This window comes from Pleurocapsa minor HA4230-MV1, assembly GCA_019359095.1.
In the GTDB taxonomy this organism is placed as follows: Bacteria; Cyanobacteriota; Cyanobacteriia; order Cyanobacteriales; family Xenococcaceae; genus Waterburya; species Waterburya minor.
This window is the reverse complement of the sequence record JAHHHZ010000021.1, coordinates 26,122-40,496: the sequence shown is the minus strand read 5'-3', so window position 1 is coordinate 40,496 and position 14,375 is coordinate 26,122. Positions and strand designations below refer to the sequence as shown.

The window sequence follows — 14,375 nt, the reverse complement described above, 5'->3', positions numbered from 1 at the left end:
TAACCAGTAATTAGTAATCAGTAATCAGTAATCAGTAATCACGATTCTATTTCACGAGGAAGATCGAGAGTAAAACTGGTTCTTTCTGGTTGACTAGTTAAATAAATATTGCCACCTAATAACTCAATCAAATTTTTAACCAAAGCTAGTCCAATACCTGTTCCTCCGTACTGCCAAGGATCGCGGTTAGGAATGCGATAAAATTTGTCAAAGACTCGCTGCTGTTCATCTGAGGGTATTTCAACTCCTGTGTTGTAGATACTCAACTCAAGTCGATGAGCTTGGGCTAAAGCAGTAATACCGATAGTTTCCCCTGCGGGAGTATATTTACAGGCGTTGTTGAGTAACTCTGTTATAACTCGCTTGATGGTGGAGATATCCGATTTTAATTGAGGCAAGTTTGTAGGAAGATCAATTTTCAACGTCTGTTGTTGATGCTTAATTCTTTCTGTAAAAGGTTCAATAATTTGTGGTAGCCAAATCGATAAATCAATCCACTGCATCGTCATCATTTCTTTTTTGGCATCAATATAGCAAAGAGTAAGTAAATCGTTTACTAGTTGATTCTGGCGATTGCAGGCAGAACGAAAAATGTCTAGCACCTTAGAAAAAGTTGCGGATCGCTTACTACCCATTTCTTTTTCTAGCAGAGTTTCTAAAGTTGCTGAAGCAAGCTGAATACTACTCATAGGAGTTCGCAATTCATGGGAAATCGTCTTGAGGAAATCATCTTTCAGTAAGTTTAAGCGAGCCAGTTCTTGAACCTGTATTTGCGACTGTTGATAGAGTCTTGCCTGTCTAATAGCGATCGCACATTGATTAGCAACCTGTTCGACCAACATAATTTCGTCCACTTCAAAATAGGCTTCTTTGGGTCGCAATAGCCATAAATTACCTAAAACACCTTGATCGTCATAGATCGGACAAACTAGTCTTGTAGCCTGAGTCTGAATAGGGTTGAGTTCTGGAACAAATTCCACAAATTGCAGGGATTGTTTTTGTAAAAGTTGGGCATCGAGTTCGGGAAAATCGGCAATTATTCTGCTTCTACCTTGGCAGTTAGGTGACTCCTTAGTATATTCATAGGCTACTTCTGCCTTAGTGCGATCGCCATTGTAAAGTTCAATTTTGCAGCGATCTATGTTTAAGACTTGACCTATTTCTTGGGTGACAGTTTGCAAGATCTGTAGCTCATCTAAGCTATCTCGCATTTTTTTCATCACCTTGTGAGTCATGGTTTCAAACTTTATTGACCTTTGTAGTTTGGCAGTGCGTTGATTTACTTTCTGCTCTAAATAAACATTCAAGCTTTGAACTCGGTCATATAATTCTGCTTGCTGCACCGCAATTCCCACCTGGATTGCTAACTGTCTTAATAACTCAACTTCTGAAGCTTGCCATCGACGAGGAGTATGACAATGATGAGCAATCAACAGTCCCCACAGTTGCTCATTGGCAACTATTGGTAGGACTAAATTTGCTTTGACACCAAACTTTTTGAGGACATCACTATAGCAAGCAACAAGCTGAGCCTGTTCTACATCTTCAACTACATGAATTCGACCCTGCTTATATTTTTCAAGATGTTTGTCAGTAAAACAAGGATCGTGCAGCTTATAACCAAATACGCTTTGAGTATTCTCGGTTACGGATTCTACGACAATCACACCACTAAAATCTGGTTCAAAACGGTAAATTACCACCCGATCTGTCTGAAGAAACTGCCTCACCTCCGCAACTGTTTGCTGGAGAATCAGTTCTAAATCGAGAGACTGCCGAATTCTTAAAGCGATCGCTGCTAACAAATTTTCGGTTTCTGTTCCTAAAGAAGAACTTACTGAACCTTGCTCAGTATTATTTTGCTGCAATTTAGCAGACCTTACTTCCTTAAAATTAAAGTCAGGCAAAAACTTTTCCCGTTCAAAATTGTTCTCTATGCTCAAATCTTAATATTATTTAAATCTTTTTGGTTCTATATTTACGATTTTTTTTAGATATTAATAATTTTGCTTTGCTTGAATCTTAATTCATCATTAATCTCGATATTTATGCTCAGAAAAACTGCTAGTTTTATTACGATACGTTAAGCAGTGAATAAAACATCGCGATCAAAGATTAATCCAAAGTATGAACGCAGCAGAGCTAGTAAAACAATATCAGGCTGGGATAAAAGATTTTTCAGGGATCGATCTTGTGGGAGTGAGCTTAAAGAATATTGATTTGTGTCAAATAGTCTTCAATCAAGCAATCCTAACGGAAGTTGACTTTACGGGGGCAAACTTAACCAATGCCAACTTTCATTTTGCTTTATTAAATCTGAGCAATTTAAGTGAAGCTATTCTAACAGGAGCTAACCTCAAATCAGCGACCTTACAGTCTGCCTTGCTATATAAAGTATCCTGTGGCAAAGCTCAACTGCAAAATGCCAATTTACAAGCAGCAATTTTAAAACGAGCATTTTTAAGAGAAACCAACCTTAGTCAAGCTAATCTCATCTCAGCCGATCTTAATCAGGCAAACCTAATTGATGCAAATTTGACAGGCGCAAATTTGACAGATGCAAATTTGGCTAATACCTTCCTTCAAGGAGCAAACCTAATCAATGCAAATTTAACAGGCGTAAATCTAGACCAAGCAATATTAACTGGTGCGATTATGCCTGATGGACAGATTCATGACTAGACTGATGTTATAGCCGTACAAAGTTAAATTAGGGTAGTAGGTAGTAGTAATTAGTAATCAGTAATCATTTAATGGACAGTAAAGAATTAGCTCAATATATCGAAGCCACCGACGGGATCTCAAAACCTTGGTTACTGGTACAGCTAAGGTTAAGTAAATTACAAGAGCGCAAAGATCAAATGCCACCCCAAGAATACATGACAGAGTTGGCAGATATTCAAGCCGACTTATTGAAACTGGGAGAGTGGTGGAAAGGTATAGAGGGAGAAGTTTTTGGTTCGTAACTGTCGATTGAGCGATATCTACTCAAAAACCAAGATCTCCAGCAATCTATATCTATTTATAGAGATAAAAACTTTACTTTTGATAGAAGTGAGATTGTATTTATTTATTTATTGTTTTGATAGACAAAATAGATAATAGATAAATTTTCAGGAGAAAGTAATGAGAAAGATAACTCAATTCATTAAATCCATTAAAATTAAGCAAGTATTAACAGTTTTTATGGCAGGTTGTTTACTACTAATTAGTACTGCCTGTAGTAATGATAATGTAGCGCAAGCAGAAAGAGAGGTTCAACCCACAACCAAAAGTTCTATGTCCAAAAGCGGTATGTCTGATACCAATGATACTTATAACAAGTATGATGCCAACCAAGAATACCAAGGTGGCATGAATGGCTACAACGACGATCAAAGATATGATTATGATGCGGGAGCTGCCGCCAAAGCTAAAACTCTGGTTGATAGTGCTAAACGCCGTAAAGCAGATAATTTGGGCGACTATGTAGACAACGTTGGCGATCGCGCGAAAACTACAATTAATAAGGCACAAAGAGAAACTCCTCGTAACCTCAAAAATAATACAGAAAATGCGGTTGATTACGTTCAAGACAAATCTGATAATCTACAGCGCAATCTTAGTAAAGTTCCAGGTGGCGCAAAAGACGTGTTTGATGAAGCTACTTCCCCAATACAAGACACTCTAAACGATGCTAATAAAGTGACTAAGAAGGCTGCTCAAGAAATTAAAGGCAATTTTGAAGACTCTTGAGTTAAATAAAAGTTTGCCCTAAAGGATAAACGATCGCGAGCATAACCTATAGGTTATTGCGCTTTTGATTGATCGACTATGAGTAAATTTGATTATTCGTTAGATTATGAACATCTAAACCTTCGCGATCGCCCAGATCTTTATCGAGTAGGTAAGGGAGAACAGGGAGTACTGTTAGTCCAGCCTTACAAAGCGGAAATCTTACCTTATTGGAGATTTAAAACTCCTGAAATTGCCCTGGAATCTAGCGAGAAAATCTATCAACTGTTTTTGGCATATCTAGAACAGGATGATTTTGTGGGTGCAGACATGGCACGGAAGTTTTTACAAATGGGGTACACGCGATCGCGCAGATATGCTAATCATAAAAGTGGCAAAAAATATCGGCTTAATCCCCAACAGCAAGAGTCGCCAGCAGCCGAAAAGGCAGCCCGTAAAGAAATTTTACCTTTGGAGCAAGATCCCGTAAAGGCAAAATCAGCGGAAATATTTAAGCATAAATGGCACGAAGCTAAAGCCAATCCTAAATATCAACAGCTTTTACAGCTACATCAAGCAAAATATCAAGATAGTAATGGCAAAAAAGCAAATTAGAACAGGTTCTCCTGTATCTTGGCAGTGGGGAAAAGGAACAGCATCAGGCAAAGTAAAAGAAATTCATCACCAAGAGATTAGTAAAAAAATTAAGGGTAGCGAAGTAAAGCGCAACGGTACTCAAAATAATCCTGCCTATTTAATTGAGCAAGAAGATGGAACAGAAGTACTTAAGCTTGAAAGCGAATTGAATGAGGAGTAGTAGTGCTTTGTTAATTAATTAATGATAAGTGAGCAAGCTTGGAGTAATGAGTAATGAGTAATGGGTAATGAGTAATGAGTAATGAGTAATGAGTAATGAGTTTTTTACCTACTACCTACTACCCATATGCGAAGCGGTATACCATTTGCGAAGCTTATCCTTTAGGACTACCTAATCTCAACCCATCAATTAATATTTGACAGAGTAGTAGCAGAGTATCCAGCAGCAAGCTTTGATTTAGTTCATTACTCTCGTTCCGAAGATATAGATCTTAGGAAAGAACTGTAGAGCCGAAGTTATGACCTCCAATAGATGTGCGAGCGCTTCACTGCTTGGTCTAATAAAGGTGTAGTTATACAACCTAAATTCTATGCCTAAGCTAAATATTGGATTAACTGAAGAACAACGTCATGGTGTAATCGAGTTACTAAATCGCGATCTTGCCGATCTTTATCTAGTTCTAATCAAAACTAAAAAATACCATTGGGACGTAATTGGGCCTCAGTTTCGGACTCTACATCAATTGTGGGAAGAACAATACACTGCTCTAACCGAAAATATTGATGCTTTAGCTGAGAGAGTTCGCGCTTTAGGTGGTTATCCATTAGGAACAGCAGCAGGATTTATTCAATACAGCAGTATTCAAGAGCATTCTAATGATCTTCCTGACGCTAACCAAATGGTAGATCGCTTGGTACAAGATCACGAGCAAATAATTCGTAATTTAAGAGAAAACATCGATCAATGTTCTGATGAGTTTCACGACGAAGGTACTGCTGACTTTTTAACAGGATTAATGGAACAGCACGAAGAAATGGCTTGGATGCTACGTTCTTTCCTTGAAGGTGAAAATTTACACGGAAGAGGTGAGCGTCCTGGAGCAGAAACTCAACCAGCAGTTAATGCTTAAGAGTTAGGAGTGGGAATAAGTCTTAAATCTTTTGAATTAGGCTCATTCTTACTTCTTGCTTTTCGATTCTAACCATAAAAATAGTCAAAAAAAATTTAGCAACATGACAGAAACATATCAAGCAGAACGGACAATCACCGCTGTTTTAAAAGAAGAAGAACAGATTGATAATGTGGTTCGTCGTCTTATCGATCGCGGTGTACCTCAAGACCATATTTCCGTAATGGGTCAGAATTTTCAATCTCAAACTCGGATTGCGGGTTTTATTTCCAAAAAAGATGTAATCCTGGGTGGTTTACGTACAGGGGCGGTTTTTGGCTCTTTGTTTGGTTCTCTACTTAGTCTCTTTACTGGTATAGGAGTGCTATTTATTCCCTTTATTGGTTCTGTAGTAGCAGCTGGGCCTATTACCGCAGTCCTATTAGGAGCAGCTAGTGGGGCGATCGCTGGTAGTGCTGGTGCGGGATTAGCTTCGGCTTTAGCTACTCTAGGGATGCCTAAAGAGAAGGCTGCGGTTTATGAAACTCGTGTTAAAGCTGGAGAATTTTTGCTCATGGCAGAAGTTCCTACTGATAAATCTGGTGAATATCAGCTATTGATTGAAAGTGCTGGCGGTGAAGAGATCCATGTTAATGATTCAATCCTACCCCGTCCTTGTCTCGGTAAATGTAACGATGTAACAGATCTATCTCCTGAAATTCGTTCTCACTTATCAGAAGCAGCACAGCAAGACTTTATTGCTAGCTACAATGCAGCTTTGGATGAAACCAACGACGAAACCAGTGCCGAACATCAAGCTTGGGCAGCCATTAAAGATAAATATGACGAAGACGAAAATGGTGTATGGTCTAAAGAAAAAGTAAGCGTCTAAAATTCAAGCATCGCGAAAATCATTCCAATTAATTTCCGCGCAATTAGCTAGTTTTTAAGTCGAAAATAAAAACTAAAGAGTCAAGAGTATTATTAACCAAATATGCTCTTGGCAATTTGTTGTTAAGGACGTTTTCTCGGGAAAATATATCTAAGCGTCACTGCAATCGCCTTAATTGTAAATTGTAAAAATTGTAAAATTTGATTTTTGACCAAGTTCGAGTCAGAATGTTTTAAGTTAACTAGCCAAATTTAGGTAATTAAATCAACATAATTGCGATCGCGATTTTGCCGACCGCAGTTAGAATATAAAAGTGCAGAAAAAAAGAATTTGTAGTTATTCTGGGTTAAGAAAATAAATTCTTAGTTGAATAAAGATCAATTAAAGCCTATGGCTGTCAACGACTTTAAAGATTATTACCAAGTACTAGGGATCGGCAAAAATGCTAGTTCTGATGAGATAAAGCAAGCCTATCGTAAATTAGCCCGCAAATATCACCCTGACCTCAATTCGGGAGACAAACAGGCGGAAGCTCGTTTCAAGGAAGTTAACGAAGCACAAGAGGTTTTGTCAGACCCTGATAAGCGTCGCAAGTACGATCAATACGGTCAATATTGGTCAAACATGGGTCAGCCAGGCACTTCAACAGGCAATTCAACAGGTACTTACGCAAGATCTGCCAATCCTGGAGTAAACGTAGATTTTGGCGATTTTGATTTTGGTCAATATGGCAGTTTTGAAGATTTTATCAACGAAATGTTAGGTCGCGGTGTAGGACGTGGCACTACAAGCTATCGAACTTCAACTGGTGCTAGTACTGGCTACAGTAATATGCCTCCTCCCGATAGTGAGGGTTCAGTTAAACTTTCTTTTTCAGAAGCTTTTAATGGTACAGAGAAACAGTTTGTCTTGGGTAATGAGACAGTTAAGGTGAGGATTCCCTCTGGTGCTAAGTCAGGAAGTCGTTTAAAGATTAAAGGGAAAGGCCCATCTAGCTCTGTTTCGGGACAACGAGGAGATCTATATCTCAATATTGAACTATTGCCTCATCCTTTGTTTAAGTTTCAAGGAGAAAATTTGGCTGCTGAAATACCCATAACTCCTGAAGAAGCAGTCTTAGGTGCAGAAATTACTGTACCAACTCCTGATGGTAAGGTAGCGATGAAAATTCCTGCTGGTGTAGACTCAGGGCAATCTTTAAGGCTTAAGGGTAAAGGCTGGTGGAAACCGAGTATGCAGCGTACCGATTTAATGGTGACGTTGAAGATAGTTACCCCTAAAGATTTAAGTGAAGTAGAACAAGAATATTATCAAAAACTTCAACAGGCTAGTAACTTTAACCCACGTCAGAAGCTCGAACATATTAGGCTCTAAAGGTAATAAGTAATGGGTAATGGGTAATGGGTAATGGGTAATAGGTAATAAGTAATAAGTAATAGGTAACTGAAATGCGCTGTAAAATTTATTTTTGCCTTGCTCAAAATCGCGGTTAAATTATTACGTCAGTCTTAAGGATGGTTTTCAAATAAAATGAGTATAAGCTATATAAAAAGAGCTTTACAAGCATTTTGCGCTTCGAGCAATATCTACCTTAAGATCGACGAAATAGTTAAGCAGAATAAGACATTATAGTGATTATTCCTAATCAAAAAAAAGGAGCATAGATTATTCGCACTACAGCAAATTTTACTAGCACCTAAATTAAGTTTTTAAACTTACTTTCTAGCGACAAAATCTATGAACTCGGTTGTTGAGCTTACTTGAGTAAATCTTTCATCTTTAAAGGTTTACTAGCTTAGATAAATGGATATTACAAATAAAAAGTAAGTCTAATTAATTCACAACCTAATAGGAATATAATTCACGAGCAAAATTAAGAGATATATCGTTATGGCTTATACAGAACCAGGAACAAATACTAATAGAGTAGTTGAAACATTTGCGATCGCTGAAGATCGAGACCGAATTAGATGGGGGCCAATTATCGGTGGTATATTTGTGGCGATCGCAACTCAGCTAATTTTAAGCGCCTTGGGTGCTGCGATTGGCTTGACCGTTGGTGAAACGGGTGGTGCCGTCGGTATCGGTATTTGGTCAATTGTTAGTCTGCTATTGGCATTGTTTATTGGTAGTTGGGTCGCTGCTGCTGGCTCTGCGCCGATGAACCGCAAAAGTGCTTTACTTCAGGGGTTAATCTTGTGGGCAACTACTTTGGCGATCAGCGCCTGGCTATTGGCAAGTGGAGTAACTGGAGCATTTGGTGTGGCAGCATCTAATGCAGGAGAGGTCTTAAATCAGGTGCAGCAGCCTGGAGGGCCAGCCGTGCCAAATCAAGTTCCCAATGTCTCAAACAGTCAATTAAGAGAGGTTGCTGATGTATCGACTAAAGCAGCTTGGTCTTTTATTGCTGGTTCACTCTTGGGGTTAGTTGCATCTTTGATTGGTGCCACCGCAGGGGCAAAAAAACCTAGACCAGTACGTGATACCAGAGCGTCAAATTCTCAAGTACCGCAAAACTACGTTTAACATTTGTTTAACCGTAAAAACAGTAATAAGTAATATTTGGAGGATCGAGATTGAGGTTAGCCTAATTCTTTGTCCTCCATTAATTTTTGCTGGCAAAGTAAATTACCAATATTGGCAATAAATATAAGATATAAATGAAGCGTAAATTAAGGACACGTTTCTTATGTCTGAGAATGGCGATTACCAGGATTCTAGCGCTGAATTTAAGCGCGATTACCCTTCGGGTACCCTAAAGGACTCGCTTCGCGATCGCTATATAGAAATATACGTCGATGCTAATCAGCCAGAATTACTTCAGGGTTTGGAGGAATGGTTACGCTTGGGTTTAATTAGCCCAGAACAGGTTAAAAAGATTGCCCGTAATCGTTTAAGTTGTGTTTTACCGATTCGCGAAGTTGTTGAATCTATTCCTGTTGCAGCAGAAATTAGCGATCTGGGTAATCAAAGGCAGGTTTTAGATCGAGCCACTGCGCCTCACGTCTTGCAAAGGGTTTTTCAGAGTTTTTTAGCTGAATTAAGTATTCGTTGGCTATTATTTCTGGGCATTTTCCTAGTGGTAGTTTCTTCGGGAGTATTGGCTGCTAATCAATGGCAGAGTTTCCCCAACCTAGGACAATATTTAGTGCTTTTGGTTTATACGCTGGGGTTTTGGGGCGTTGGGTTTTGGACGGGGAAAGATGTAAAATTGACATCTCAAACTTTAACGGCGATCGCGATTTTATTAATTCCGATTAACTTTTGGGCAATTAGTCATTTAGGGTTGGGGCGAAATTTCTTAGAATGGGCAACTATCGCCGTTGCTGTCATTAGCTTGACTGCTGCTAGCTATCTTTCTTTTAAACGCAGTCAAAGACTGGTGTGGCTAAGACTACTCTTTTGGCTGTTGAGCTATTTACAGTTTGGCTGGCGAATTCCTTATTTTCCTTTATTAGCTATTTATGGCGCAATCGGAATTATTTGCTGGATTCACGCTCAATTTTTATTGCCACGGCGTAAATATCCCGTCGTTGGGTTACTGTTTGTGTTGGCAGCATGGTCATTATTGCTAGCCAGAATTTTAATTAGCGCTACCGCTTCTCTACCTAATTACAGTTTGGCGATCGCCATTTTTGCTTGGTTAATTGCGGTAATCTATTTAAATCAAGCGAGAAAAACTAAAGCGATCGCCTTAAAACGTAAATCAGTAGCAATTACTAATGCTTTTTTGGGCAAAGTTGGCAAAATTCTCTGCATCATGCTTTTTGTCGCTAGCTGGTTGGTTTCAATTAATGCGGGGTTATTAAATTCATCCCTCTATTTCTGGCAAACCGTAGGCATTAGTGTTCTGGCGATTAATCTATTTAGCCAACGTTTAACTTTATATTGGCGCAAGTTAGATTTAACTGCACTTTTTCTGATTGGTTTACAAACTCTTTATGTCTGCAAAGAATTAATTCCCGACGGTTTACGCAACCAAGCTTTAGATCTGTCTGTGGCGGTGAGTAAGACTGATTATTTTCCTGAATCTGTCTTTGGTTTGACGCTATTTCCTTATGTAATCTTGTTCGTGCTGATTGCTGATTGGCTATATAAGCAGCAGAAAACTCAGTTAGCGCTATATAGCGAATATTTAACTCTAATTCTGGGTGTTGGTTTAACCTGTCTGAGTTTAGCTAATCCTACTTGGCGATCGCTAAATTTACTGTTATCAACTCTTACTTTGGGCTATGTTGCCCGAATTCGTCAGCCAATGAGAAGCAGTCTTGTTTATTGTACTCACCTGTTAGGATTGATTACCCTAGTTAATGCGATCGCCGTTGTGTTCCCTAACTTAGATCGAACTGACTGGAGCATTATTTTGCTTATTTTGACGCTGATTGAGTGGGGTTTTTATCTGACTCAGATCAGACAACAGCGTAGTCAAATTTTGACGCTAACTAAGCAAAGCTGCTGGTATTTTGGTTTGTTTTTAAGTGCTATTAGCTATACCTCTTTTCTATCGGCTAATTCCGCTGTTTGGGGGTTAATTTGGCTCGCTGTACCAGGAATGTTATCTTTAATCGCCAAATATACTCCCAATCTGAAGCAACGCCGTTTGGCTAGCACAATTAGCTGTATTGCCCTGATCCTGGTTCAAATATTGCTATTCGAGCATTTGGCAGCTAGATCGATCGGCTTATTCATCGCCACAGGATTGATGTTTGTCAATGCCTTTAACCTGCGTCGTCTGAGGGTAATGGTAATTCATTTAGGTTTGGCGATCGCTCTGGTTGCCAGTTTATTTGAGCTGGTTATTGGTAATAGTTTGAACGATTATCGACAATGGTTATCTGTTGAGAGCATAATTATTCTCTTGCTATATCAGCTCCGCTTATGGCTGTTAAAATCTAGTGATACACCTAAATTTGGCTATATTTCCCAGCGCACCGCCTTTGGTATTTTAGGAGTAGGTAGGGAAACTCAAAACTTTAAACTGGTTAGTAAATATCTTCAAGCAGCAGACTATTGGGCGATTGTTTTAATTGCGATCGAATTAATCATTATCAGCGCTTTATCTTTCCTGCTGCCTAGTCTAAAAATCGATCGCTATTTTGGACATTATCTTTTCAATACTGCTTTACTCACGGGTGCTATTTTATGGCGCTATCGTCAATCACCTAACAACCTAGTTTTATATACCATCACGTGGCTGTGGGCAATTGTCGCTGGGGGATTAGTTAGGCTGTTTGTCAGCAGTAGTTTAGTTTTGGCTACTAGCAATATTGTTCTCGGCTTAATCGCCTTGGTGATTGTCGTCTTATTAGATCGATCTAATACACCCTGGGCAAAGTTAAATTTATCCTATATCCCATTGGTATATGTAGCCTGGGGCATTTTCTGGCGACTATCATCCTTTAACGCCTATACGGGATTATTAACCCTGGGTGTTGCTTCGATCCTCATTAATACCCAACCAAGTAATGTTCAAATTAATCGGCTAGTTAAATATCTTGGCTTTGCAGGTATCTCTGGCGGTATTTATGAATTAGTTATTGCTCAAATCCAGTTTAGCTCGGCTGCGGATAGTTTAACGATTCTCAGCTTAGTGGCAGCAGCGATCGCTTTTAGCTACCGTTTGTTGGCTTGGTGGTATCGACAACGCGGGTTAACCACTCTATTTAATCTCAGCTTAGCTCAAGTAGTGGCGATCGCTCATCTCCATTGGGCAATGAGCAGTATTTTAAAAATTATCGCTGCGGGAATCGCAATTGAAACCAATGCTCCTCGTTTGATTGCTGTGAGTATCGCTACTGGTTTTTGTCTCGGTGCTTATGCTGTAATTCAGGGTAGAGATGCCGATCCTGCTGCACAACAAAATAGTGACCAACGGTCAGAGCAGGCTCCGTCGTTTTACGGCGGAGTAATCTCTGACTGGTGGGTATATGTCGGCTTAGTCGAAATTTGGGCCACCTTAGTTTATAGTCGCCTAATTATCAGCCAATTGAGTCTTTTTGATCCTTGGCGGCTTGTTTTTACCTGTGCTGTGGCATTATTAATCTATCAAATACCCTGGTCAAACTTTGGTTGGCGAGCGACTCCCTGGCAACGCACCGCCTTAATTATTCCTGCTTTGATGGCGCTAATTACAGCCGAAAATATTTCTAATCTTAGTTTAGTAATTACGGCTCTATTTTATCTGCGGATTGCTTACGCTCAAAAGAATATTCGCTGGAGTTATATCAGCCTGGGATTACTCAACTGGTTTGCCATTCGACTAATAGTCCAACATGACACCCAGTTAATTCTCGTGGCGGGAATGATTAGCTTTTCAATTTTATATCTGGCTCAATTCGATCGAGATCTACAACACCATCGCCAACTACGTCACTACTTGCGTCTCTTGGGAAGCAGTATCTTCTGCATCTCTGCCTTGTTTGAGCAACCAGGAATTATCACTGGAGCGATCGCCTTTGGCTTGATTTTAAGCGGTTTAGGTTTAAGAATTAGAGCCTTTTTGTTTACTGGCACAATTACTCTGGTTTTAACCGTCTTATATCAACTAATTATTTTAATCTTCACCTACTCTTTTCTCAAATGGGTAGTCGGCTTACTAACAGGAATTAGTTCAATTGCGATCGCTGCTGGATTTGAAACTAAGCGCGATCGTCTATCTCATCAACTTAGAAGTTATCGCGAGCAATTACAAAGTTGGCAATAAAAAATGCCTACAACTGGTCTTTAATTCTATTGTTTAAGAATAGCTGTCGACAATTATTATAATATTTTTGTAATTATTAGCTACCTGCTTGAAATCATTTCTTAACCATAAATGGACGCAATTTGATGAGCAAATCCTGAAATTGCTCCCTGTTCAGCATTAATTGAGGGGGTACTTGAAGATTCACTACCCAAATTCAAAAACAGATAAACACAAAAAGTAATTACAGCTGCTAACAGTATTCTTTCAAACATTTTAATTTCTCCCCTACACATCCCTAGATTTTAATTATGTCTTATTTACAATAAATAGACCATAATATAAAGCTAAATTTACAATTAAGTATCACATTAAAATTAAGGTTAAGGTGGATAACTGATTTAATCACCAAGCCAAATCTTAACTAGATATGTCAGTAAAACTACTGTGAACAAGGTAATATTGATTAACTAAATATTAAGTTCAAATTAATTAACCATCATCACAATTAACTCCAATTACACACTGATTTTCACAGCGATTATCTTACCTAGATTCAAATAGATTTTTCTTGCGAAGATAGCTTTCTTGTTCACGGTTCATCTGAAGCTTCTGGCGAAAAATTAGCACAAAGAAACCGAGATCGTCGATTAAATATCTCTTCCAAAGTCTACCAGGCTCGCACAGCAGACGATAAAGCCACTCTAATCCTGCCGAACTCATCCAAACAGGAGCGCGACGCAGATTACCCGCTTCAAAATCGATGGTCGCGCCAATCGCCAAAAAAGTTTTAATTTCAGTCAAACTTAAACGATATTGACCAATCCATTTTTCCTGTTTGGGTGCGCCAACTCCCACCGCTAAAACGTTGGCACCAGAACGATTAATAATTTCAATAATTTTCCCACACTCGACAGGATCGCTTTCAAAGCCCAAGGGAGGTGAATAGGTACCTACTACCATGTTGCGTCCTACTTTGGCATTAATCCGCTGACTAGCTTTGGCTGCAACTCCTGCCAAGCCACCTAGCAAGAAAATTTTGACGCTTTCGTCTTGGCTATAGCGGTGATAAAAAGCGGGAAATAGATCCGAACCTGAAACTTTTTGTTGAATTGGCTGACCTAAAAAACGAGCAGCATACATGATCAGCTGACTGTCACATACTCGGTAATCGGCATCCTGATAGACTTGATAAAATTCAAGGTCTTTTTGCAGCTTCATTAGATGGTCTACATTCGGAGTAAAGACTACTCCGCCATGCTTTAATTCATCGAGCAGCTCACACATACCTATACTGTCGATGGGAATATTTAGTATATTGACTTGCGAATGATCCATTGCTGTTTCTGCTAGATCTTTTTTGGGGGAAGGGTATTTACTC

Annotated in this window: 13 protein-coding genes; 10 read left to right on the top strand and 3 right to left on the bottom strand. The window is 39.2% G+C overall.

All coding sequences use genetic code 11. The features are described 5' to 3' along the window. Window positions 1-38: 38 nt before the first annotated feature. Window positions 39-1,868 carry a GAF domain-containing protein gene (locus tag KME09_12340; GenBank protein ID MBW4534714.1) on the bottom strand — a complete coding sequence of 610 codons (1,830 nt, stop codon included), beginning with the start codon at window positions 1,866-1,868 and terminating at the stop codon, window positions 39-41. Between the two features lie 259 nt (window positions 1,869-2,127). On the opposite strand from KME09_12340, the gene KME09_12335 reads away from it, so the two are divergent. The 10 genes from KME09_12335 (at window position 2,128) to KME09_12290 (ending at window position 13,015) form a co-directional block, all read left to right on the top strand. Beyond that, a complete protein-coding gene (locus KME09_12335; protein ID MBW4534713.1) occupies window positions 2,128-2,682 on the top strand; it encodes a pentapeptide repeat-containing protein in 555 nt (184 codons plus the stop codon). Window positions 2,683-2,753: 71 nt separating this feature from the next. Further along, window positions 2,754-2,966 (top strand): hypothetical protein, encoded by a 213-nt coding sequence (locus KME09_12330; protein ID MBW4534712.1) that lies wholly within the window; start codon window positions 2,754-2,756, stop codon window positions 2,964-2,966. Between the two features lie 160 nt (window positions 2,967-3,126). Then, complete coding sequence (locus KME09_12325; protein MBW4534711.1) at window positions 3,127-3,735, top strand: hypothetical protein; 609 nt, start codon at window positions 3,127-3,129, stop codon at window positions 3,733-3,735. A 78-nt stretch (window positions 3,736-3,813) separates the two neighbouring features. Next, the gene (locus KME09_12320) at window positions 3,814-4,329 is read left to right on the top strand and encodes a DUF4385 domain-containing protein (protein ID MBW4534710.1); all 516 of its coding nucleotides are present in this window, start codon (window positions 3,814-3,816) and stop codon (window positions 4,327-4,329) included. Then, window positions 4,310-4,531 (top strand): DUF2945 domain-containing protein, encoded by a 222-nt coding sequence (locus KME09_12315; GenBank protein ID MBW4534709.1) that lies wholly within the window; start codon window positions 4,310-4,312, stop codon window positions 4,529-4,531. Before KME09_12320 ends, KME09_12315 begins: the two co-directional genes overlap by 20 nt. 370 nt (window positions 4,532-4,901) lie before the next feature. Then, window positions 4,902-5,441: a DNA starvation/stationary phase protection protein gene (locus tag KME09_12310; protein MBW4534708.1), complete on the top strand. Its 540-nt coding sequence runs from the start codon at window positions 4,902-4,904 to the stop codon at window positions 5,439-5,441. Window positions 5,442-5,544: 103 nt separating this feature from the next. After that, window positions 5,545-6,312, top strand: a complete 768-nt coding sequence (locus KME09_12305; protein ID MBW4534707.1) for a ChaB family protein — start codon at window positions 5,545-5,547, stop codon at window positions 6,310-6,312. Window positions 6,313-6,702: 390 nt separating this feature from the next. Continuing rightward, entirely contained in the window at window positions 6,703-7,686 is a 984-nt protein-coding gene (locus KME09_12300; GenBank protein ID MBW4534706.1) for a DnaJ domain-containing protein, read from the top strand. A 516-nt stretch (window positions 7,687-8,202) separates the two neighbouring features. Then, on the top strand, window positions 8,203-8,838 hold the full coding sequence (locus KME09_12295) for a hypothetical protein (GenBank protein ID MBW4534705.1): 636 nt from the start codon (window positions 8,203-8,205) through the stop codon (window positions 8,836-8,838). A gap of 163 nt (window positions 8,839-9,001) precedes the next feature. Then, window positions 9,002-13,015, top strand: a complete 4,014-nt coding sequence (locus KME09_12290; protein MBW4534704.1) for a hypothetical protein — start codon at window positions 9,002-9,004, stop codon at window positions 13,013-13,015. Between the two features lie 101 nt (window positions 13,016-13,116). On the opposite strand, the gene KME09_12285 is transcribed toward KME09_12290, so the two are convergent. Both KME09_12285 and KME09_12280 read right to left on the bottom strand, forming a co-directional pair. After that, entirely contained in the window at window positions 13,117-13,269 is a 153-nt protein-coding gene (locus KME09_12285) for a hypothetical protein (GenBank protein MBW4534703.1), read from the bottom strand. A gap of 271 nt (window positions 13,270-13,540) precedes the next feature. After that, window positions 13,541-14,332 carry a WecB/TagA/CpsF family glycosyltransferase gene (locus KME09_12280; protein MBW4534702.1) on the bottom strand — a complete coding sequence of 264 codons (792 nt, stop codon included), beginning with the start codon at window positions 14,330-14,332 and terminating at the stop codon, window positions 13,541-13,543. Window positions 14,333-14,375 lie beyond the last annotated feature (43 nt).

Coding starts and splice junctions, on each gene's coding strand:
- KME09_12335 (MBW4534713.1), top strand. CDS start 2,128: ATGAACGCAGCAGAGCTAGTAAAACAATATCAGGCTGGGATAAAAGAT.
- KME09_12315 (MBW4534709.1), top strand. CDS start 4,310: ATGGCAAAAAAGCAAATTAGAACAGGTTCTCCTGTATCTTGGCAGTGG.
- KME09_12290 (MBW4534704.1), top strand. CDS start 9,002: ATGTCTGAGAATGGCGATTACCAGGATTCTAGCGCTGAATTTAAGCGC.
- KME09_12320 (MBW4534710.1), top strand. CDS start 3,814: ATGAGTAAATTTGATTATTCGTTAGATTATGAACATCTAAACCTTCGC.
- KME09_12280 (MBW4534702.1), bottom strand. CDS start 14,332: ATGGATCATTCGCAAGTCAATATACTAAATATTCCCATCGACAGTATA.
- KME09_12285 (MBW4534703.1), bottom strand. CDS start 13,269: ATGTTTGAAAGAATACTGTTAGCAGCTGTAATTACTTTTTGTGTTTAT.
- KME09_12310 (MBW4534708.1), top strand. CDS start 4,902: ATGCCTAAGCTAAATATTGGATTAACTGAAGAACAACGTCATGGTGTA.
- KME09_12305 (MBW4534707.1), top strand. CDS start 5,545: ATGACAGAAACATATCAAGCAGAACGGACAATCACCGCTGTTTTAAAA.
- KME09_12330 (MBW4534712.1), top strand. CDS start 2,754: ATGGACAGTAAAGAATTAGCTCAATATATCGAAGCCACCGACGGGATC.
- KME09_12300 (MBW4534706.1), top strand. CDS start 6,703: ATGGCTGTCAACGACTTTAAAGATTATTACCAAGTACTAGGGATCGGC.
- KME09_12295 (MBW4534705.1), top strand. CDS start 8,203: ATGGCTTATACAGAACCAGGAACAAATACTAATAGAGTAGTTGAAACA.
- KME09_12325 (MBW4534711.1), top strand. CDS start 3,127: ATGAGAAAGATAACTCAATTCATTAAATCCATTAAAATTAAGCAAGTA.